Here is a 20,852-nt window from a genome sequence, read left to right on the forward strand (position 1 = left end):
CTTCGTGGAGGAGTACGCGGGTTATTTCGCCGCCGACGCCGCGTCCATAATGGGCTCCGATTTCCTCAAGATATACGCCCGGTCCCACCGCCCCTTCGGTGGACTCTACGCGTATTGAGCCCCGGGAGGATTTCCTCCCCCGTCCACGGTGGCGCCGGATGCGACACCCAACCCCACTTGAGTGACGCCGTCTCGAACACGGACCCAAAGAGCGGGAACGATGCGCGGAAGCGGAAGTCCATCCATGGCCGACCACCCCGGCGGGCGGTGCGTGGAACCCGAAACGACAACCGGGCCGGGCTTGCGGATGGCGCCTTTTCGCGTGAGCTCCATGGAGTGGGGTTGCCGGGGGACCCTTCCGCCTCCGGGCTGGAGGAAAGGCGTCCGCGGGATTTCGCCACTCGATCCCCCGAAGCTTGGCAGGCGAACCGGGCTGCGCCAGAGCCTGGCCGCTGAACCCGGCGCATCCTGTGCCACAGCGGCTTTTTCGTATATCCTAGAGATGAGCCCATGAGAGCGGGGGTACCGGTGAAGGTATATATTTCCAGTCAAGGACCTCGAGAGAAGCTGCTGCGCGAGTCCCTGGAGGGCGATTACCAGACCGCCGTTTACCGGCCCCGGGAGGAAGAGCCGGTAGAGGGGGAGGTACTCGTGTTGGACCTGGCGGACGAGGGGAGCGAATGGCAGGGCCGGATGTCGGGCCTCAGGAGCTCTCTGCCCGAAGGGGTGAAGGTGTTGGCCGTGCTCCGCCTCGACCAGTTGGCGGAGGTGACGGGGGAAGCCCCGGTGGACGATTTCGTGCTCGCCGGTTCGACAGCCGAGGAGATAAGGGCACGGGTCAGGAGGTTGGCCGGGGAGGGCAAGGGGACGGTCCCCTCGCGCGGGTTGGTCATAGACGAGGACCGCTACCAGGTGAGGGTGGACGGCACTCCCGTGGAACTGACCTTCAAGGAGTTCGAGCTGCTCCGTTTCCTGGCCTCCCGCCCCGGAAAGGTATTCACCCGCGAGGTCCTCCTGGAGCAGGTATGGGGTTACGACTATTTCGGCGGGACCAGGACCGTGGACGTGCACATTCGCCGCATCCGCTCCAAGATAGAACGTGAGGGCCGGACGTACATACGGACCATCCGGGGAGTGGGCTACGCGTTCGAGCCCTTGGGCGTGGATCCTTCCTGAACCTTTCCTTCATGGCTCGGGCCGGGATTCCGGCTCCTGCAGGCACCGGCGGTTGATCGCCGCCCCTACCCGTGCCGGAGGCACGCTCGTGCGCCTTCCGGCTGTGCGGCGTGAGGCCCTTGGGCTTCTCTTCCCCGCTGCGGCCACGCGACAGGGCCTTGTCCACCAGGCGATAAGGCGAGAGGGATGCTCTTCTCGAGGGGGCTCCGGTTGCCCCCTGCGCCCCTGCTCCCAAGGCGGCCGGTTCCGTCTCGGTCAGGGACAGCGCATCCACCGCGACTTCGAGCTCGAAGAAGGGTAGACACCGCTTCAGCCTTTCCACCGGCTTTTCTTCGCTCCGGCCGAGGAAGGCGCGGATATCCGAATCGCTGGTGCCGGTGTGGTCTCCTCGGGCGATGGAGCCCACCAGCCTAATCTCCCTGACCTCGGGGCAGGAGGCCTTCAGTCTCCAGGCCGGTGATCTCAGCCTCTCGGCCGTCTCGCCGCCGTCAAGCCATATGCTCCCGACAGAACCACAGGACCTTATCCGCTGTATCAACCGCTTTCGAGGCCGTCTTGCGGTAGCAGCAACCGGCCGGCTTTCCCATTGTCGAGACCGTGGGGGTGAAGGGGGGGAATACGATAAGCGCCCCTTTCCCTTGACAATATAAAAATTTTCGTTTTGTATGGAAATGAGAAAAGGGGAGGGGGGATGGCTGAGGAAAAGGAACAACGTCTCCTGTGAAGTGGAGTGAGGATCTTCCCACCGGATCCAGGCAGGGGAACGGTTGGCGAAAGGGACGGGATTAGAAGAACGGGAACGGTCGTTGCCTCTTACGAAAACCTCATACCACATCTCCTAAAGGTGGGGCTACATCCAGACCAAGGGCGGCGGTAATCGCTGCCATCGAATTCCGGCAATCGTCGCGTCGTCCTCTAATGGTGCCACGCGGCGCTCGGAGGACGGGCATGTCCGGGCGGCAGCGCGTTGAAATCGGCGGTGTGGTGATCCTATGCGGAACGGGGGGATGGCCATGGACGGATTGAACGTCAGCGGGGCAGAGGAGATCTCCGACGTCGCTTACCAGGAACTGGAAGATATTGTGGGAAGGGAGAACGTGTCCAGGGAACCGGGGGTGCTCGACGGCTATGCATGGCAGCCCATGGGGAACGAGGACCCGGCCAAGTGGGTCAAGCGGCCCGTGGCCGTGGTGCTCCCCTCCAGTGCCGAGGAGGTCCGCGAGGTGGTGAGGACATGCAACCGTCATGGCCTGAAGTTCAAGGCCTTCGCCACCGGTTGGGGGATCTTCAGCGCCGTGACCTACGACAACGTGGTCCAGATCGACCTGCGCAGGATGGACCGTATCCTGGACATCGACGAGCGGAACATGTACGCGGTGGTGGAACCCTGCGTGTGCGGCGCCCAGCTTCAGGCCGAGGCCATGAAGGTGGGCCTGAACACCCACATCATCGGTGCGGGCCCGGTGTGTTCCCCGCTGGCCAGCGCCACCTCCGGCTGGGGGGTGGGGTGGGACAGCATCTACATGAGCTACAGCGCCAGGAACGTTCTGGGGGTGGAATGGGTTCTGCCGGACGGGGAGACGCTCAGGCTAGGGACCCTGGGTTCCGGTAACGGCTGGTTCTCCGGAGACGGGCCGGGCCCCTCGCTGCGGGGCCTGACGCGAGGTTCCACCGGGGCCCTGGGCGGGCTGGGGGTTTTCACCAAGGGAGCGATAAAGCTCTACAACTGGCCGGGACCGCCGCGCGTGGAGACGGAGGGCCTTCTCCTCGACGCGCAGGCCAAAGTCCCGAAGAACGTCAGGTTCCACCTCTGCGTATTCCCGGACAGGAGACGCCTGGCGGACGCGGTGTACAAGATAGGGGAGACGGAACTAGGATACCTGGCCACCAGGACGTCCATCGCCGCCTTCATCTACACCATCGGGCCGCACCTCCTGAGGAGGATAACCGCCACCTCCTACCTGCGCAGGGTCTTGAACGACGCCCTCAAGGGGACATTCGTCATCATGCTGGTGGGGAACACCAGGGAGGAGACGGAGTTCCAGGAGGCCGCGCTGAAGGAGATAATAGCCGAGCACCAGGGGATGTCGCTGGAGATCATGGGCACCCCGGCCATGGGCCCCATGATGCTCATGAACTTCCTCCGCGTGACGGCCATCCCCATGGTCTTCAGGATGGGCGGGATATTCAGCAGCGCCCTGGACCGCAACGAGACCTGGGATACCCAGCTTGACTGGTCGGAGATCGGCGAGGAGATCAAGCGCAAGTGGATAGCCCGCGGGGGGATCCTGGACGACCTGGGAGACAATCCCTTCATGGCCCTGTACGAGAACAACGCCTGGGCACACTGCGAGGAGGTCTGGCAGTACGACGCCGGCAACCCGAAGCATCTTGAGTCGCTGGCCCCCATGTTCATCGAGTTCTCCATCGCCGCCATCGAGAAGTGCATGGAGCCCCTCTCCTCCTGCGACGCCCGCCTGCGGAAGACCATAAGCCCGATGATGGGCCACTACAACGAGTGGCAGAAGAGGATATCCTCCGCCGTGGATCCCCGCCGTGCGGCCGATACCGGCGAGTATTGCGACGAGGGCGAGTTCGACTTCTCCAAGGTGGAGCCGGAGCTGAAGGCCAGGCTCGACCGGCTTATCGCCGAGAGGTCCTGGACGGAGGAGGGCCCTCCCGCCTAGAGGGCGCCTATCCCTTTGCTGCCGCCGCCGTCGGAGCGGGACGGTGTTTGCATGAAGTATGGCATGGCGGCTGCGAAGCGAAGGAGGAAGGAATCAGACTGGTAAATTATGACATATGGATATGAAGGCGCCAAGCACAGGAAGGAAAAAAGACGCCAGAGGAGATGTCGAGGGAGATGGGCGACGGTTGAGCGAAAGCGACCTCCCAAGGCATCGTGGAGCCGGGGACCGCGTCATATATGCGCATGTCCGATGGGTTCCGGAACCATGAGGGTTTATCGGGGGTTGAACGGTGTGCCCGCAGGCTGGGGCAGGTGCGGGAAACGCGCTCCGTCCTTTTAATCGTGGGGGAGGTGATTCACCGGTGGAAAAGTGGGATGTGGTGGTAGTCGGGGCCGGACCGGGTGGGTCCTACGCCGCCAAGACCGCCGCCGAGGCGGGGCTGAGGACCGTCTTCTTCGAGCGGGGCCGCAAGCCGGGGGAGAAGAACTCCTCGGGATGCGGCCTGGGGCAGAGGTGGTGGCGCGACTTCCCGGAGGTCATGGAGGCGGTGACCAGGATGCCCTCCTACCGCAAGGTGGAGATGGTGGTCATCAACATGGTCGACGAGGACCTGCGCCTCCGCTTCCGCTGCGGAACCAACGGCTCCGACCTCTGTGCCGGACGCTTTCCCAATCGAAAGGGCATGGAAGGTGCCAGCGTCTACAGGATGGACCTCGATCCCTATCTGGCCGAGCTGGCGGTGAAGGCGGGGGCGGAGCTGCGTACCTCCACCCTGGTGACCGACGTCATCATGGAGAACGGACAGGTCAAAGGCGTGCGCACGGAGAGGGGGGAGCCAGTGTATGCCGAGGTGGTCATCGCCGCCGACGGGGCCATGTCCACCATGGCGCGCAGATCGGGGATGCGCAACCGCTGGGGCGGCGGGTGCACCAACGTCCTCCAGCTGGATTACGCCTGCGACGAGGAGATGATGGACGACGTCATCGGGGATGCCGAATGGTGCTGGTTCGGCGGGGCGGTGGGATACCAGGTGAACTTCCGGAGCAGCTTCCACATCTCCGTGGGCGGAGGCTGGCTGGACAGGGACCTGAAGGGATACCGCCGGCATGACGATCTTAAATCCCTCATAGACGTGCCCGCCTTCCAGGCCATGTGCCGGGCGGTGAAGGCCAGGCCGAGGGAGTTCCAGGCCCATCTACTCCCCTGGCTGAAGAGGCCGGTCAAGTCCTATACCGGCGGCATGATGCTGGTGGGCGACGCGGCCGGGTTCCCCTGCCCGCTGGAGGCGGAGGGCGTCTGGCACGCCTGTTACTCGGGGAAGATCGCCGCGGAGACCGCCGCCTGGGCCATATCCCGCGGCGACGTCTCAGAGAACGCGCTGAGCGAATACGAGAAGAGATGGAAGGCCTCTTTCCTGGGAAAGGAACACGAGTTCGGCGAGGAGTTCGTGGACATCTGGGAAGGTGCCATCATGAACCGGGAAAAGGCTCTGGAGCAGCTCCAGTTGATGCTGGAGTTCACCATGCTCCAGCCCTTCTCCATCGTCTTCGACTGGGCGGATGCCCACATGGATTGCTTCAACCACCACCTGAGGCATTTTCTGGAACTGGCGCCGCAGTTCTCCGACTTCGGAAGGACCTATCTCGCCCCTCTGGCCAGGGGCGTCTGGCCCAGCAACGTGAAGAGGATACTCCTGATGCTCAAGCCGAGGATACCGGTGCTCAGGAACCTCTCGGACCGGAATTACTTCCGGGTCATGGCCAGGTTGTTCGGGCAACTGGCGCCATTCCTGGACCCCACGGCGGAACAGGATGCCCCCCTTCCCAGGGGGAGCCTGGAGAAGCGAGGTGGTGAGAGGAGATGAGCGAGGGGAGGATAGATTTCAAGAGCCTCGTCAAACGCGTGGACGCGGATAAGACGGGCGATTTCATATCCTATGACCCGGAGAAATGCGACGGCTGCGGGCTGTGCGCCGTGATCTGCCCCTTCAAGCTGTGGTCGGTGAAGGAGGGGAAGGCGCGGCTGGCTCCACGGTACCGGGAGCTGTGCCTGGAATGCGCCTCTTGCTGGGAGATATGCGAGCGGGAGGCCATCGACTTCTCCTACCCCAGGGGCGGGACCGGAGTGGTGATCGAGTACGGATGAGTCAGACGTCCGGAGCTGAGAGTAAAGGGGCGTCCTATCAAGGAGCTTCGCTGTCTCGCTAGGCAAATATATCACATTGAAACTATTACATTGAAACTATTGCCATTCCGTTTTTCATTCCTCGGGCTAATTAAGAAATACCTTTGAACGCTTCTTATCCACGGTAAAACCGTATGGGGTGGCCTGCCGGCAACCCTTGCTCTTGGATGCCTCGGCCCTGGCCGTCCAGCCCGCGTTTGAGGCCATCAATGGGAAGCTCAAGGGAGATTCCACTAGAGGCGTGCCGGGGAAAGACGTGTATGATCTGACGCCGAATTGCATCGAGGGCAGGATTTAACCTACCGGCAACACATCCGTAACGGAGATTTAACTCCGCTATAAAACTTCGGAAACATAGCCTCCCTACATTGGAGTCAGGAATAATTCATTTCTGGAGGAGGTGGTTGCCTTGATCTCATTCAAAAACCGAATCAGCCTATTTATTTTCGTCGTTTTGCTGTGCCTCATATTACTTGCCGTTCTTTTCGCAGACTCGAAAGCTGTCGCCGACTCCAGTGGAGAAAGCACGGGAGGCGAGCAGGACGTGAGCGCTGACCTCCAACAGGAGGTAGGCCACAACAAGATCGCCATCAATTTCATCTGGGTATTCCTGGGAGCGATCCTGGTCTTCTTCATGCAGGCGGGGTTCGCGATGGTGGAAACGGGATTCACGCAGGAGCGCAACGCGGTCCACGTGATGATGACCAACTTCACCATATTCGCCGTGGGAACGGTGGGCTTTTTCCTGATGGGGTACGCTTTGATGTTCGGAGGCGTGGGGCCGCTTACCGTGCTGGGAGGCAAGGAGATACTCGGTATCCGATTCGAGCCGGTGAGGGGATGGTCGCTGTTCGGTTTGAAGGGGTTCGCGCTCTCGGGGAAGGGTGTGTACGATGTGGGCGTGTTCCTCTTCTTTCTCTTCCAGGTGGTGTTTATGGACACCGCGGCCACCATTGTCACCGGAGCGATGGCCGAACGGTGGAGGTTCAAGGCCTTCCTCGTCTACGGGCTGTTCATGTCCATGTTCCTTTACCCGGTTTACGGACATTGGGTATGGGGGGGAGGCTGGCTTTCCCGGCTGGGTGCCAATCTCGGGCTTGGCCATGGTGTCGTTGACTTCGCCGGGTCCTCGGTGGTTCATGCCGTGGGAGGGCTCTGTGCCCTGGCGGGCGCCATGGTCATAGGCCCGCGTATCGGGCGTTTCGATTCCGAAGGCAGAGCGCATGCCATCCCGGGCCATAATCTACCCATGGCCATAATCGGGGTAATCATACTGGTCTTCGGCTGGTTCGGTTTCAACGCTTGCAGCACGCTCAACGGCGGGGACCTCAGGCTGGCAGTGGTGGCGGTGAACACGCTTCTGGCCGCCTGTGCGGGCTGCCTCTCCGCCATGTTCTATATATGGAAGAAGATGGGAAAACCGGACCCCTCGATGACCGCTAACGGTATGCTCGCCGGCCTGGTGGCTGTGACCGCGCCCTGCGCTTTTGTCCCCGCTTGGGCGGCGCTGTTGATCGGGGCCGTGGCCGGGATCTTGGTGTGTGAGGGAGTATTCGTCCTGGAGAGATTCGGCGTGGACGATCCGGTGGGAGCGGTGGCCGTCCATGGTTTCAACGGTCTGTGGGGCCTATTGGCCCTGGGCCTTTTCGCAGACGGTACCTACGGGAGTGGCCTGAACGGGGTTGATGGTGGAGTTAGGGGGTTGTTCTTCGGTGACGCTGGCCAGCTCGCCGCCCAGGCAATCGGTGCCCTGGTGTGCGCGGCCCTCGTCTTCGGTCTCTCCTATCTTTTCTTCCGCCTGCAGGACAGATGGCAAGGCATAAGGGTCGCTCCGCAGGAGGAGGTGGACGGCCTGGACGTCCACGAGATGGGGGTTTCCGCCTACTCCGACGAGCGATGCCTGATCATGAGAACTCCGAGCATCGTTGCCCTGCAGGCGACCAAGTCATATGAGTACGAGGAGTGAGCAAGATGAAAAAGATCGAGGCCGTAATAAGGCCGGAGCGCCTGGAAGCGGTGCTGGGAGAGCTTAGAGGGCTGAGCTACCCGGGGGTGACGGTGACCGAGGTGAGGGGACATGGGAGGCAGAAGGGGGTGACCAAGATGTGGAGGGGATCTGAATATCGGTTGGAATTTCTTCCCAAGCTCAAACTGGAAGTCGTGGTTCTTGATGAGGACCTGGCGAAGGTGATCAGGGCCCTGATTAGGGCGGGCCGGACGGGCGCCACAGGCGACGGCAAGATCTTCGTCTACGAGGTAGCGGACGCCGTGCGCATCCGCACCGGGGAGTCCGGCTTTCAGGCCATTTAACGAAGACGTAACATTCCGGAAAAACGGACGAAACAAGGGGTTGGGAAAATGGGATCGAGGAGGAGACGACGCCTTGAGGACCTATTCGGAAGACGGTTCCCGAGCGACGGCGACGAGGAACGGCAGCAAGAGGCTTGTCTCCGGGTGCGGGAAGCTCGATAGCAACTGGCATATCAGATGCACGGACCGCCGAAGGGGCTTCCCGATATGTGAGGTTTTGCTCGAGTAAAGGAAGGACGTAAGAAGGAGGTATGCAGATGACAACCAAGGACAAGGAATACGTACTCAAGACGGCGCGAGAGAACGATGTGAGGTTCATCCGCCTGTGGTTCACGGACATCCTGGGCTTCCTCAAGAGCTTCGCCATAACCATCGGCGAGCTGGAGGAGGCCCTGGAGGACGGGATGGGCTTCGACGGGTCCTCCATCGAGGGTTATGCGCGCATCGACGAGAGCGACATGATCGCCATGCCCGATCCCAGCACCTTCGCCATCCTTCCCTGGAGGCCGCGGGAACACAACGCCGTGGGTCGCATGTTCTGCGACATCCTGAGGCCGGGCGGCGAGCCTTATGAGCGCGACCCGCGCTACATCCTGAAGCGCAACCTGGCCCGGGCTGCGGAGATGGGCTACACCTTCTACGTGGGGCCAGAACTGGAATATTTTTACTTTAAATCCCCGGAGTCCCCGGAGGTGCTGGACAGAGGCAGTTACTTCGACCTCACCCCGCTGGACGTGGCCAGCGACCTGCGCCGGGACACGGTCATCGCCCTGGAGGAGCTGGGGATAGGCGTGGAGTACAGTCATCACGAGGTGGGCCCCAGCCAGCACGAGATAGACATGCGCTATACCGACGCCCTGACCATGGCCGACAACGCCATGACCTTCCGGCTGGTGGTCAAGGAGATCGCCCTGCTCAACGGGGTCTATGCCACCTTCATGCCCAAGCCCCTCTTCGGGGAGAACGGGAGCGGCATGCACACCCACATGTCCCTCTTCCAGGGCGACCGCAACGCCTTCTTCGACCCCGACGACGAGCACCATCTCTCGGACATCGCCAAAAAGTTCATCGCCGGGCTGCTCCGCCATGCCCCGGAGATAACCCTGGTCTGCAACCAGTGGGTCAACTCCTACAAGCGCCTGGTCCCCGGTTACGAGGCGCCGGTCTATCTCACCTGGGCGGTGCGCAACCGTTCCGACCTCATCCGGGTTCCGGAATACAAGCCGGGAAAGGAGAAGGCCACGCGCATCGAGTTCCGCTCCCCAGACCCGGCCTGCAACCCATACCTGGCCTTCGCCTGCATGCTGGCCGCCGGGCTGGAGGGCATCATCAACGACTACGAGCTGCCCCCTATGGTGGACCGCAACGTGTACGAGATGAGCGAAGAGGAGCGGGAGGAGCTGGGCATAGGGCAGCTACCGGAGGACCTCTACGAGGCCATCCAGATAGCGGAGAAGAGCGAGCTCCTGCGTAAGACGCTGGGAGACGAGGTCTTCCACACCCTCATCGAGAACAAGAAGATCGAGTGGGAGCGTTACCGCGCCCAGGTCACTGAATGGGAGATGGCCCAGTACCTGCCGGTGCTCTGAAGGAAGCGATCAAGACGATGGCGGAAGGGACCTGTGCACGTCATGTTCCCACCGGTTTCGGCAGTTGATACCGGCTGAGGGTTCTCGGCAACAGCATCGCAGACACCCGCAAGACCTGCAGGAAACGGCGGAAAGCCCTCATCATACAGACGTCAAAGGCCCGGGAGGAGGTCGAGGGTGAAGACGATAAGGCTGGCCCTGGCCCAGGTGAACACCACGGTGGGGGACCTGGAGGGCAACGCGGAGCTCATCCTGCGTTTCCTTAGGGAGGCGGAAGAGGCGGGAGCGGACCTTGTCTGCTTCCCCGAACTGGCCCTCTGCGGATATCCTCCCGAGGACCTGCTTCTGAAGGTGGACTTCCTCGCGGAGAACATGATGGCCGTTGAACGGCTGGCCGCGGAGGTACGGGATACTCCTGCTATCGTGGGTTCGTTGCGTTTCGACGGGGATCTTTTTAATGCCGCAGCGGTCCTGCATCGGGGCAAGGTCGTGGCCTGGTATCACAAGAACTTCCTCCCCAATTACGGGGTCTTCGACGAGGCCCGGTATTTCGCCCCCGAGGAGGAGGGCCTGGTCCTCGTCATCGGTGGTGTGCGTGTGGGCATCACCGTCTGTGAGGACATATGGTATCCTGGTGGGCCTCTGGAGAAGGAGGTGGCCTACGGAGGAGCGGATCTGGTGGTGAACATCTCTTCCTCCCCCTTCCAGAGAGGAAAGCAGTCCTTGCGCGAGAGGATGCTGTGCTCCCGCGCCTCGGACAACTGGGTCATCCTCGCTTACGTCAACGCGGTTGGCGGCCAGGACGAGTTGGTGTTCGACGGGGGGTCCATGATCGTTCACCCCGATGGGTCGAGGATCGCCTCGGCCCCCCGGTTTCTGGAGTACCTCCTCATCTGTGACGTCGACACGGCGGGATTGGCTGGAAAGCGGTTGACGACCCCGCTTCATCGTTACGCGCGCCGGGGCGCTCTCCGCGGGACGACGAGGGTCCTCTCGGTCGGCAAACAACGAGGTAGGCCGGACGGAGAGCGCCCTTTCCTTTCTGAGTATGACGTTGCGGAGCAGGGAGAAGAAGAGGAGGAGATATTGCAGGCGATCATCTTGGGGCTCCGCGATTACGTGCGCAAGAACGGCTTCGAGGACGTTGTCGTGGGGCTGTCCGGAGGGGTGGATTCCTCCCTGGTGGCGACCCTGGCGACCATGGCTTTGGGCGAGGAGCGTGTGCACGGGGTGTTCATGCCCTCCCGCTATACCTCGGGGCTTTCCCGCGAGGGGGCGGTGAGGCTGGCAAGGGCACTCGGAATCGAGATGGAAGAATATCCCATAGATGGGATATTGGAATCGTATCTACGGGAAGCAGGGCCGAGCCTGCGCGGAGAAGGGGAATCCCTGGCCGTGGAGAACCTTCAGGCCCGCATCCGGGGAAACATCCTCATGGGCATCTCCAACGCGAGAGGATGGCTGGTCCTGGCCACGGGTAACAAGAGCGAGCTGTCCATGGGATACTGCACCCTTTACGGGGATATGGCCGGTGGGTTCGCGGTGATCAAGGACCTCCTGAAGCGGGACGTCTACAGGCTCTGCCGGTACATAAACGACCGAGAGAAGCGGGAAGTGATACCCGAGCCGGTCATCTCCCGCGAGCCCACGGCGGAACTCCACGAGGGCCAGAAGGACAGCGATTCCCTGCCGCCTTACGAAGTGCTGGACCCCGTCCTTCAGGATTACATCGAAGAGGGCCTTTCCGTGGAGGAGATGGTACGCAGGGGGCATGACCGCGAGCTGGTCGATGAGGTCGTCAGGCGTGTGGACGCCAACGAGTACAAGAGGCGCCAGGCTCCGGTGGGGATAAAGATAACCCCTCGCGCTTTCGGCCGCGACTGGCGCCTCCCCATAAGCGGGCATCGCCCGTTTTCATCCCGCAAGCTGCAAGTGTAGAGGAGTCTGATGAGAGCACTGCGGTGATTCCTGACAAAGGGCAGCCCATTCTGCCCTGTTGAACGGAATGCGTAGACTACCTATTATTGTTGCGGGCCAAGGGCGGCTCGGTGGAGAACGGAGTCTTCAAGGGCTGCCTTCCTGCCTTCGAGCCAGGCAATAGCCGGCGTTCTGCATGTCTTGTGCCAATTCATGGTAGATCCCGCGGTTGGGCTCTGCGTCGCGTCTGGAACCGGTAGGAAAGAACCCCCCATATTTACGGCCGTCACTTCTTCCGTACCGGGAACCGCAGTTCGGTGATCAATTCCTCCTCGGATCTCACGGTAACCGGGTCGTTGTGGAAGACCGCCTCCCCGGGGCCCATGAGCTCGTAGCCGTTCTCCGCCACCCAGCGCATGAGCTTGAGGAAGGAATCCTGCAACCCGGAGTGGGGGCCCTTGTGCACCAGGAAGGCCACTTCCGTGGCGGGGACGGTCTTCACCCCCACTTCACCCGTCTCCGCCATCCTCTTTATCTCCTCCGGCGGTTCCAGCGGCCTCATAGCTACCTCCTTTAAGGCGAAGATTCGTCGTTCACGGGATTGGCGCGGAAGATGTTCTTGCGAAACCAAGTGTAACGTAACCGGCACCCCGATGTCTTTATCATCGGCGGTATTGCATTCGAGAGGATAGGGATATGCGATCGCCATGAAGCGGTAGGCTCTATCATCCTGAATGATATATAGAGGGGTCCGCCGGGTATCTTGGGGTCAGTTGGAAGCAGGTGAAGAGGAACGGACATCTCGAGAAGTCGCGTACGAGGATACCTATTTGATGGATTCCAGGAAGGCCTCCAAGCGGGTGGATATCTGGCCCTCCTGGTACTCACGTCGGTCAACGCAGTCGCCGTCGATGATCAGGACGGGCACGCCTTTCTCCTGGAGAGCCATCTTCACTACGGGAGCGCTTGCACAGCTCTGCCGGCATCCCCAGTGGTTGAAATGGATGGCGCCGTCCACGCGGTATTCCTCGGCCAGGCGGGCCAGGTGGGCGGCCCTTCTCTCCGCCGGGCCCACCAGGAAATGGCTCAGAAGCTTGGCGGCCAGGGAGGCGAAGGGCTCGCCGGGGTCCATAAGCTCCCAGGTGGCGTGAGTGTATTCCTCGCACACCAGGCGCGCGCCGTGCCTTTCCAGGCACTGGAAGATGGACTGCGCGTACCAGGGCTTCAAGTGCATCCACATGATGCGCAGGGAGCTCGGCCCCCGGCAGCCGCGCTCCTCCAGCTCCTCCGCCAGGAGGCGGTAGAACTCCACCCCGGTCTCGCTCCCCATGCAGCCGGCCAGGACGCTTAGGTTGCCCATGGCGTCCTTGCCGTCCAAGGTGCAGTCGTCGCGCTTGCGCATCTCCTCCACCCGCCTGAGGTACACGAGGGCCCGGTTGGAAAGCTCTATGGCTTCCGCCAGGCCCTTGAGCACCGCATCGCGGTTCCGCCCGGAGAGACGGGCCATCTCCGCCGCCGCCTCCTCGAGTTGTCCGGCGAGGAGGGAGAGGCCCTCCCCCTGCCCGGGAAGGGGGACGTCCACCACCAGGTGGGGCACGCCGTAGAGCCCGGAGAGGAAGGCGAAGGAGAGCACCGCGGAATCGCAGGGGTAGTTCACGGAAAGGAGCAGGTCCGGCTCGGGGAGAAAGCCCTCCACCGCGCATCCCAAGAGGCAACGGTGGTAGGAGCAGGCATCATTGGAAAATTCTTCCTCAACGGCGCGGTCGATAAAGCGGGGAGCCAGGCCGGCGGAGGCGACCACCGCGGCGGCCATCTCGGGATAGAAGGGCAGGCACCCCAGGCCGTGGACGAGCTCACTGGGGACCAGCAGGTTGCACCACACCACGGGGGCGCGGCGCAGGTAGGCGTCCCGTGTGGAGCGGATGAAATGGGCCAGGGAGACGCGGTCCGCCCTCCACTGCGGGCGGTTGAGTGGAGAGCGGGAGAGCCCCTCCACCGTCTTCCAGAAGATGCGGGAGCGGAAGATCTCCGGGGAGAGCCTCTCCAGATAGCGCTCCTTTATCGCCTCCAGCAAACCGTTTTCGCTGTCGGTGTCCTTTTTCATGCTCCTCGCCTCGTTCGCAACTCTTCTCGGCCGCTCTCGGCCTCTCACTCGCGGGCTTTTTGGCGATCTGCCGCGTGAACCCCCGATTTCCAGGCGGTTTTCAGAGACGCCTTGCGTTTCCGGGACGGAAGCGGAGGGCCGTCTGTCCCGGCCACAGAGGCGGGTGGTCGTCTTCTCTCCGCTGCCACTTCGCAGACCTCCCTTGATGCGGAGAGCTGCATTCCCTTTCCCGTTTCGCCCTTCCTCCCACCCCGGCACTCGGTACCAGCATAGTGGGCTTTCCGGGTTTTGCGGGCTCCTGCCGGCACGCCCATGCCGAAGCCCTTCATAGACGCCATGCTCATTCGGCGATCATCTCCAGGAAGGCCTCTATGCGCGTGAGGAGCTGCCCGGCGTGTCCGTCCGCGTAATCGCTCTCCAGGCGCAAAAGGGGGATTCCCTCTTCCCTCAGCCTCTCCCTCAACTGTGGGAAATCGTAGAGGTAGGAATCGCAGAACTTGAGGGAGGCGTAGACCACTCCCCTCGCGCCGCATTCCCTGATCCTCTCCAGCAGGAGCCGGTACCTCCTCTCCCTCTCCACCATCCTGGCGCAGGGATGGCGCTCCAGGTACTGCGCCGCCAGTGCCTCCAGTATTCGCGGAATATCCTCCCCCTCCACCGGCTCATGGGCGGTGAAGGGCCGGTCCCCGTTGCACAGGTCCGCCCAAACCACACGGGCGCCCGCTCGCTGAAGTGCGGAGATCAGCCCCTGGGGGTTGAGAAGGTTCCCGGTTAGGAGCACGGGTACACCGTTTCCCCAGTCCCCCACCTTCTCGACCGGGGCGCAGGTCTCCTGAATGTACTGGGCAAGCTCGACTCTTGCCGAGCCGTCCGTCCCCTCTGCGGAGCGCCGGTAGGAGAGCCGCAACTCGTGGTATTCCCGGCAGGCCTGCCGAAGGTCGTCCGCCGTGACATCGACGTCGGCGAATTCCTCAAGGCTGGAAAGCAGCCGCCGGAACTCCATCACCAGCATCTCCCTTCCCCGGTAATCCGTCCTGCGGGGGAGGTCCATGAGGAAAGTGAAGGATTCTGGGAAGAGCACCTTCCAGGCGTCGTAAAGGCGGCGCATCCCGTCACAGCAATTGACGAAGACGGCGTGGTGCGGTGGGCGACGATCTAGGGCCTGGGCCAGGCAGGCCCGGACGTAGGGGCACAGAGCCGGGTGCAGATGCGTGTCCGCCGCCTCCAAGCCGTGTGGGTCCCCGAACCGCCGCGCGGGCCGGAATCCGGCGGCCATCAGTACCTCCACCGGTGTGTAAGCGCAGAACCAGGCCATCTCCCGCCCGCTCATCTCCCGGCTCCTCGCCTCGCTATCCGCCCGTCGGCCCTCGCCTCCCGCCCGTTAGTTTGTCCGGAGGGCGGGTATATTCCCGCAGGTACCTCCACCGGTGTGTAAGCGCAGAACCAGGCCATCTCCCGCCCGCTCATCTCCCGGCTCCTCGCCTCGCTATCCGCCCGTCGGCCCTCGCCTCCCGCCCGTTAGTTTGTCCGGAGGGCGGGTATATTCCCGCAGGTACCTCCACCGGTGTGTAAGCGCAGAACCAGGCCATCTCCCGCCCGCTCATCTCCCGGCTCCTCGCCTCGCTATCCGCCCGTCGGCCCTCGCCTCCCGCCCGTTAGTTTGTCCGGAGGGCGGGTATATTCCCGCAGGTACCTCCACCGGTGTGTAAGCGCAGAACCAGGCCATCTCCCGCCCGCTCATCTCCCGGCTCCTCGCCTCGCTATCCGCCCGTCGGCCCTCGCCTCCCGCCCGTTAGTTTGTCCGGAGGGCGGGTATATATATTATATTCGTTGCGCCCTCCCGCCGGGAATCACCGATCTTCCGGTGGGAGGCGAGCTGCCGGGCCGCTTCACGCGAGGATGGCGGCGTGGGCGGTCTAGTCAATCTACCGGCGCGTGCCGGGCAGGAAAAGGAAGCCCTGCGGAGAGGGGCGGGAGGCATAAAGGAGGAAGGGATGGACAAGTACGAATGCACGGTCTGCGGCTACGTCTATGACCCGGAAAAGGGAGACCCTGACGGCGGTATCGAGCCCGGGACGCCCTTCGAGGACCTTCCGGACGACTGGGTATGCCCCCAGTGCGGAGCCGACAAGGACATGTTCGAGAAGATCTGAGCCACGTGCAGGGGTTTTGCCGATCAGGGGCGTTGATGGTTTGAGGATTCGGGAGCGCGGGCCTCAAGGGAGCCCTGCCACCTTCCGCAAGGGCGGTCAGAGCGGGTGGCGATCCTGCGCAGCATTCTCAGGCGGGAAGCGGCTGGATGGTATCCATGCGTACTGTTTGCGCGGGCGCCCGCAGGGCGTTCTTCGGGGGACAAGGAACCTGCGGATACCCGGGGGCTAACGGATAGGGTGTCCTTCTCCGGGAAGTCGGCCGTTCAGGGGTTGGCGGAGGTACCCGTTGGGGGCGGCCGCGGTTACGCCGGCCATCCCCAGACGTGGCCTTCCTGCTCTGAACGGGTGGCATGGTGGAGAGGCGGCGTTCGATCGCGGGACGGACATGCGCCCTCCGCGGTGCATGGGGGTCACCCGAAGGGAGACGCGCACCGAAAAGAGACACGCATCCCTGCCCAGCTCCGCCTGGAGCCCGAAGAGGGCGGTGAGGCGGTCAACGGACGGGGGATTGAGGGTCGAGGTGAACAATAGAGCGAGGAGGTTGTCATGCGGCCGGTGGAGATAACCGAGGGTGTACACTGGGTGGGAGTCCTCGATCCGCAGCTCAGGGTCTTCGACATCATCATGAAGGCGGACCACGGCACCACCTATAATTCCTACCTGTTGACGGAGGGCGAGAAGATAGCCGTTGTGGACACAGTGAAGGCGACCTTCTACGAGGAATTCCTGGAGAACGTGAGATCCATAGTGGACCCTGCCGATGTATCTTACGTTATCGTCAACCACACCGAACCGGACCACTCCGGCTCTCTGGACCGCTTCCTGCGTGAAGCACCCAACGCCCAGGTGGTATGCGACCGCCAGTGTCGCAACTTCGTCAAGAACATCCTCAACCGTGACGTGGAGCCTATCCTGGTTCAGGATGGGGATACCCTGGACCTGGGCAAGGGGGTCGTCCTGCGCTTCGTCCACGCTCCCTTCCTGCACTGGCCGGATACCATGTTCACCTATTTGGAAAAGGATGGGATCCTTTTCACTTGCGATTTCCTCGGGGCCCATTACTGCGACGATCGCCTCTTCGACGACCTGGTGGACGATTACTCGCATGCCTTTGAGTACTATTACATGGTCATCTTCCGGCCTTTTAAAAAATACGTGCTCGAGGCCCTGGACAAGGTGGAGAGGCTGAACCCGCGCATAGTGGCTCCCAGCCACGGCCCCGTTTTACGTTCCAACCCCCGGGCCTACATGGATAAGTACCGGCAGTGGAGCTCACACCCGGCTCCCGATGAGGAGAAGAAGCTACTGGTGTTCTATGCCAGTGCCTACGGCAACACCGCTGCCTTGGCGGAGAAGATCGCCGAGGGCGCGCGCTCCGAGGGTGTGAGGGTCACGGTGATGGATGTGGCCGCTACCGAACTGGGCCTGATGATCGACCGCATCGAGGCCGCCGACGGCATCGCCGTGGGCTCGGCGACCATCAACGGGGATGCCGTGGAGCCGGTCTGGTATCTCCTCTCCCACCTTGCCACCCTCAACCTCAAGGGAAAGGTGGGCGCCGCCTTCGGGTCATACGGTTGGAGCGGAGAGGCCCCCAAGCTCATCGCCGAGAGACTACGGGGCCTGAAGTTCAAGGTAGAGGAGGAGCCCCTACGGGTGAACCTGGTCCCTACCGAGGGGGATCTGGAGGAGGCGGTGGAGATGGGGAAGAGGCTGGCGCGTTCCCTTCGGGAAAAGGGGGGCTGAAGAGGCCCCGAGCGCTTCCCGCGGGGGCAAGGCCGGGCCTTTGCGAGCCCGGAGCCAGACTCACGAGGCTGTCGGTTCGACCGGAGAGGCTCTGCATCGCGATGCCCTTGGCCCTTGACCCCGCGGAGAGGGGTCGAAGGGGTCCCAATCCCGGAAAACCAGCATAGGAAGAGGGTCCTCCAGGCCCTGGAGCCCCCTCCCACCCTCTATCTCAGGAACCGTGCACGGAGCACACCACCCGCGTGCCGGACAGGGTGTAGGTACCCCCGGAGGGGCAGGCGGGGATGCTGGGCAGGAACTCGGGTACCAGCTGCTGAATGGAGGACGGGGCCTGTCCCTTCACCGCCTGGTACTGCTGGGCCGCGGAGGAGATGGCGCGCCGGTTGGCGGCGCAGGCGGCGACCTCCGCCTGCCCGACGGGAGAGCTCGTACCGGCCTGGGCTCCCGGTGCGGTTTCACCGGCGGGTTGGCCACCGCCGCCGCATCCCACGGCGAGCATCGCGATGACGACGAGGAAAACTGCCGGGACAACAAGGATCGTCCTTCTCACCTTCACCTCCGGACTGGTCGTCGCCCACGGTCAGTTATCGACAGCGGCATGCAAAGGCTTTACCCGGTTCAAGCCTGCCCGGTCTCGCTCTCCCGGATGGCCCGCACCAGGGTCTTCTTGGCCACGTGGTTGATGATGCTGGGAGGGTTTTCCAGTACGGCCGCACGCCACTCATCGAGGGGGCGGTCGGCCTGGCAGAAGGCCTCGTAGAGGGCCTCCTGGAGGACGGAGAGATTGGGCTCGATGTAGATCTCGTAGATGTATCTCTGGGGCCCGGATAGCTGTTCCACGTCCTTGGAAAGGACTTCCATGAACTCGCGTTTGATGCGCTTGTTCCGGTTCCGGATGTAATAATCGTTCAGCACCTGCAGAAAATCCACCATACTCGCGCACCTTCCCGTCCGGACCTTCTTATGCTCAAAATGATAATGGCTCCGGCGCCGAAATCAAGAAGCCCGCCGGCCCAGCCTCGGTGCCCTCTCCGTCTGAGTCAAGGAATCGGCAGGCGGCGGGGACCCCTTTAGGGAGATGGGGGAATGGAAAAAGTTTACCATCGGCTCTTGCGCCCGGTTCACCCGGTGGCGTTGGGCTTTGCTCCGCGTCATGCGGTCGGGGCATCCGGGGAGTGCCTCCGGCGGGGCGGCAAGGGAAAAGGTAAAGCCGGCCAAGGTCTCTTGGCCGGCCTGGCGGTGGTGGAGCCGATGGGATTTGAACCCACGACCTCTGCCGTGCGAAGGCAGCGCTCTCCCGCTGAGCTACGGCCCCTCCGGGCAGGGATTATTTTAGCAGACCGCTCGAGCTCGCGCACCGGCCGTTCGATCCTCAGGTCCGGATGCTTGGGGCGACATGAGATCCCGGACCACCCCGCTCCTCGGCCCGCCAAGCTGTGGTGCTCCCATCTCCTCCAGGCGCCCGCCGCTCCGCCTTCCCGAGGCGGCATGATCTCCCGGGCAAGAGTGGCCGCCCCTCTCCTCCGGTGGGCAGTGTTTTTGACCCGGATGGTGGGCGTCTCCGTGCTTTATCGACCCCTTGAGCGATTGCCGAATCGGTGACGCACCATCGAGTCCGGCGTGAAGAGGCCCTTCCCTGACCTCCGGATTCCGCCTTCCCGGCGGGAAGACGTGACGGCTCGCGCCCTTCCTTTTCGCCTCCGGAGGCACGGGCCCTGCCGTTTAGGGCGCCTCTCTCGAGCGAGCTCTTACGGTTTCCTCCGGCCGGCGGCACGCGGCGGAGGGGGGTCAGCGTGGAGGGTGGGTGAGTCGGAGGCGAACCTCCATCGCGAGGAGAGTGAGCTCTGTGACATCCGGATGGAAAACGGACCGGACGGAGGTTTCGTGCAATTCGAACGGCAGCAGAGATGGCGGCAAGATTTCTCGCCGAGGAGGTGGATGACGTCAGGGAGCGGCGCATCTCAAAGCTATATAATTCTTATGGCGGTGGTTTTCCCGAAGGTGCTTGGTGGATCGCGGATGCCGGGAAGGTGATGGGCACGGAGGAGCGTGAGGGGCCGAGGAGGGGATGCCGGGGACGCCGGGCGAAGGCCCGGCCTCTCCTCAGTGCGTTCCTCCTCGCCTTCCTTCTGGCGCTCTCCCTCGCCCCCGCCTCCTGCGGCCGGGAAGGCATGCCGCTGGGGACGGAAGCCGGGGAGGAGGAATCCGGCGCCGCCTCCCAGGAATCCCACGTCAAGTTCTCCTTCCTCGTCTGTGGGGACCCCCACGGCCGCACCGACCTCCTGGCGGAGGTCATCGCCCATGCCCTGGAGGGGGAATTTCTGGTGGTGGTGGGCGACATCACCACCGGGAGGGGCGTGGAGGAGATGCGCAGGATGAAAGGGTTCCTGGACGGAAGCGGGATTACCTATCACGTCATACCCGGCGACAACGATATGCTCGGGGGTTCCCTCGATACCTTCTGGCAGGTGTTCGGCGCCGATTACTATTCCCTCGATGTCCAAGGTGTCCATCTCGTCTTCCTCAACGACGCGGTTCCGGGAGTGGGTTGCCCCCCGCGCGAGCTCTCCTGGCTTCGGGAGGACCTGGCGGGCTCGGCGGGCAAGACGGTCGTTGCCTTCGCCCACGTGCCCCCGGGAGCGCCCGTGGACATCGGCAAGAGGGGGTTCGTCGCTCGGGAGTCCGAGAGCAACCGGGAGATGCGGGATCTGCTGGCCTCCGCCGGGGCTTCGGTGATCTACTGCGGGCACATCCACGCCTACATGCTCTACGCCTCGGGGCCCCCGCGGGTGGTGGTCACCGGGGGCGCGGGCGCCGAGCCGCACCTCTCCCCGGAGAGCGGGGGCTTTCACCACTTCCTCCGGGTGACCGTGGAGGACGGGCAGGTGAGCGAGGAGGTCATCCCGCTATAGGCCTTCGAGCGGTGGCCTGGGGATCTCTGCGGGACGGGGGGTTCCGGTTGAGCAAATGCCCGGTGGACACG

At 63.1% G+C, this 20,852-nt stretch carries 16 protein-coding genes, 1 tRNA gene and 1 pseudogene; 11 read left to right on the forward strand and 7 right to left on the reverse strand.

The window, feature by feature from the left end; translation table 11 throughout:
* Positions 1-510 precede the first annotated feature (510 nt).
* Positions 511-1,176, forward strand: a complete 666-nt coding sequence (locus tag H7007_RS13290) for a winged helix-turn-helix transcriptional regulator (RefSeq protein ID WP_287155826.1) — start codon at positions 511-513, stop codon at positions 1,174-1,176.
* Positions 1,177-1,495: 319 nt separating this feature from the next.
* On the opposite strand, the pseudogene H7007_RS13790 reads toward H7007_RS13290, so the two are convergent.
* Positions 1,496-2,011: pseudogene (locus H7007_RS13790) on the reverse strand (nucleotidyltransferase domain-containing protein); the annotation flags it as partial.
* A gap of 178 nt (positions 2,012-2,189) precedes the next feature.
* Here H7007_RS13790 and H7007_RS13295 point away from each other — a divergent pair.
* From H7007_RS13295 to H7007_RS13325, 7 genes are all read left to right on the forward strand, one after another.
* Positions 2,190-3,863: an FAD-binding oxidoreductase gene (locus H7007_RS13295; protein ID WP_287155828.1), complete on the forward strand. Its 1,674-nt coding sequence runs from the start codon at positions 2,190-2,192 to the stop codon at positions 3,861-3,863.
* Between the two features lie 364 nt (positions 3,864-4,227).
* On the forward strand, positions 4,228-5,730 hold the full coding sequence (locus H7007_RS13300; protein WP_287155830.1) for an NAD(P)/FAD-dependent oxidoreductase: 1,503 nt from the start codon (positions 4,228-4,230) through the stop codon (positions 5,728-5,730).
* Complete coding sequence (locus tag H7007_RS13305; protein ID WP_287155832.1) at positions 5,727-6,011, forward strand: ferredoxin family protein; 285 nt, start codon at positions 5,727-5,729, stop codon at positions 6,009-6,011. Before H7007_RS13300 ends, H7007_RS13305 begins: the two co-directional genes overlap by 4 nt.
* 583 nt (positions 6,012-6,594) lie before the next feature.
* A complete protein-coding gene (locus H7007_RS13310) occupies positions 6,595-8,016 on the forward strand; it encodes an ammonium transporter (protein ID WP_287155834.1) in 1,422 nt (473 codons plus the stop codon).
* Between the two features lie 5 nt (positions 8,017-8,021).
* Positions 8,022-8,360, forward strand: a complete 339-nt coding sequence (locus H7007_RS13315) for a P-II family nitrogen regulator (RefSeq protein ID WP_287155836.1) — start codon at positions 8,022-8,024, stop codon at positions 8,358-8,360.
* A gap of 251 nt (positions 8,361-8,611) precedes the next feature.
* Positions 8,612-9,949: a glutamine synthetase family protein gene (locus H7007_RS13320; protein WP_502754858.1), complete on the forward strand. Its 1,338-nt coding sequence runs from the start codon at positions 8,612-8,614 to the stop codon at positions 9,947-9,949.
* A gap of 177 nt (positions 9,950-10,126) precedes the next feature.
* Entirely contained in the window at positions 10,127-11,887 is a 1,761-nt protein-coding gene (locus H7007_RS13325; protein WP_287155838.1) for an NAD+ synthase, read from the forward strand.
* Positions 11,888-12,152: 265 nt separating this feature from the next.
* On the opposite strand, the gene H7007_RS13330 is transcribed toward H7007_RS13325, so the two are convergent.
* From H7007_RS13330 to H7007_RS13340, 3 genes are all read right to left on the reverse strand, one after another.
* Positions 12,153-12,428, reverse strand: coding sequence for a GyrI-like domain-containing protein (locus H7007_RS13330; RefSeq protein WP_287155839.1), 276 nt, complete (start codon positions 12,426-12,428; stop codon positions 12,153-12,155).
* Positions 12,429-12,692: 264 nt separating this feature from the next.
* Positions 12,693-13,970 (reverse strand): 2-hydroxyacyl-CoA dehydratase subunit D, encoded by a 1,278-nt coding sequence (locus H7007_RS13335; RefSeq protein WP_287155840.1) that lies wholly within the window; start codon positions 13,968-13,970, stop codon positions 12,693-12,695.
* A gap of 340 nt (positions 13,971-14,310) precedes the next feature.
* Positions 14,311-15,300: a 2-hydroxyacyl-CoA dehydratase subunit D gene (locus H7007_RS13340; protein ID WP_287155841.1), complete on the reverse strand. Its 990-nt coding sequence runs from the start codon at positions 15,298-15,300 to the stop codon at positions 14,311-14,313.
* Positions 15,301-15,964: 664 nt separating this feature from the next.
* Between H7007_RS13340 and rd the strand changes: the two genes are divergently transcribed.
* Positions 15,965-16,123, forward strand: coding sequence for a rubredoxin (gene rd, locus H7007_RS13345; protein WP_287155842.1), 159 nt, complete (start codon positions 15,965-15,967; stop codon positions 16,121-16,123).
* A gap of 546 nt (positions 16,124-16,669) precedes the next feature.
* Positions 16,670-17,869, forward strand: coding sequence for an FprA family A-type flavoprotein (locus H7007_RS13350; protein WP_287155844.1), 1,200 nt, complete (start codon positions 16,670-16,672; stop codon positions 17,867-17,869).
* Positions 17,870-18,080: 211 nt separating this feature from the next.
* Here H7007_RS13350 and H7007_RS13355 read toward each other — a convergent pair whose 3' ends face one another.
* The 3 genes from H7007_RS13355 to H7007_RS13365 form a co-directional block, all read right to left on the reverse strand.
* Complete coding sequence (locus tag H7007_RS13355) at positions 18,081-18,419, reverse strand: hypothetical protein (RefSeq protein WP_287155845.1); 339 nt, start codon at positions 18,417-18,419, stop codon at positions 18,081-18,083.
* A 68-nt stretch (positions 18,420-18,487) separates the two neighbouring features.
* Positions 18,488-18,802: a hypothetical protein gene (locus tag H7007_RS13360; protein ID WP_287155846.1), complete on the reverse strand. Its 315-nt coding sequence runs from the start codon at positions 18,800-18,802 to the stop codon at positions 18,488-18,490.
* A gap of 307 nt (positions 18,803-19,109) precedes the next feature.
* Positions 19,110-19,184 (reverse strand) — tRNA-Ala (locus H7007_RS13365).
* 718 nt (positions 19,185-19,902) lie between these two features.
* On the opposite strand from H7007_RS13365, the gene H7007_RS13370 reads away from it, so the two are divergent.
* Positions 19,903-20,781 carry a metallophosphoesterase family protein gene (locus H7007_RS13370; protein ID WP_287155847.1) on the forward strand — a complete coding sequence of 293 codons (879 nt, stop codon included), beginning with the start codon at positions 19,903-19,905 and terminating at the stop codon, positions 20,779-20,781.
* Positions 20,782-20,852: the final 71 nt, after the last annotated feature.

It is taken from the genome of Candidatus Solincola tengchongensis, assembly GCF_015711935.1.
Classification (GTDB): domain Bacteria; phylum Actinomycetota; class Geothermincolia; order Geothermincolales; family RBG-13-55-18; genus Solincola_A; species Solincola_A tengchongensis.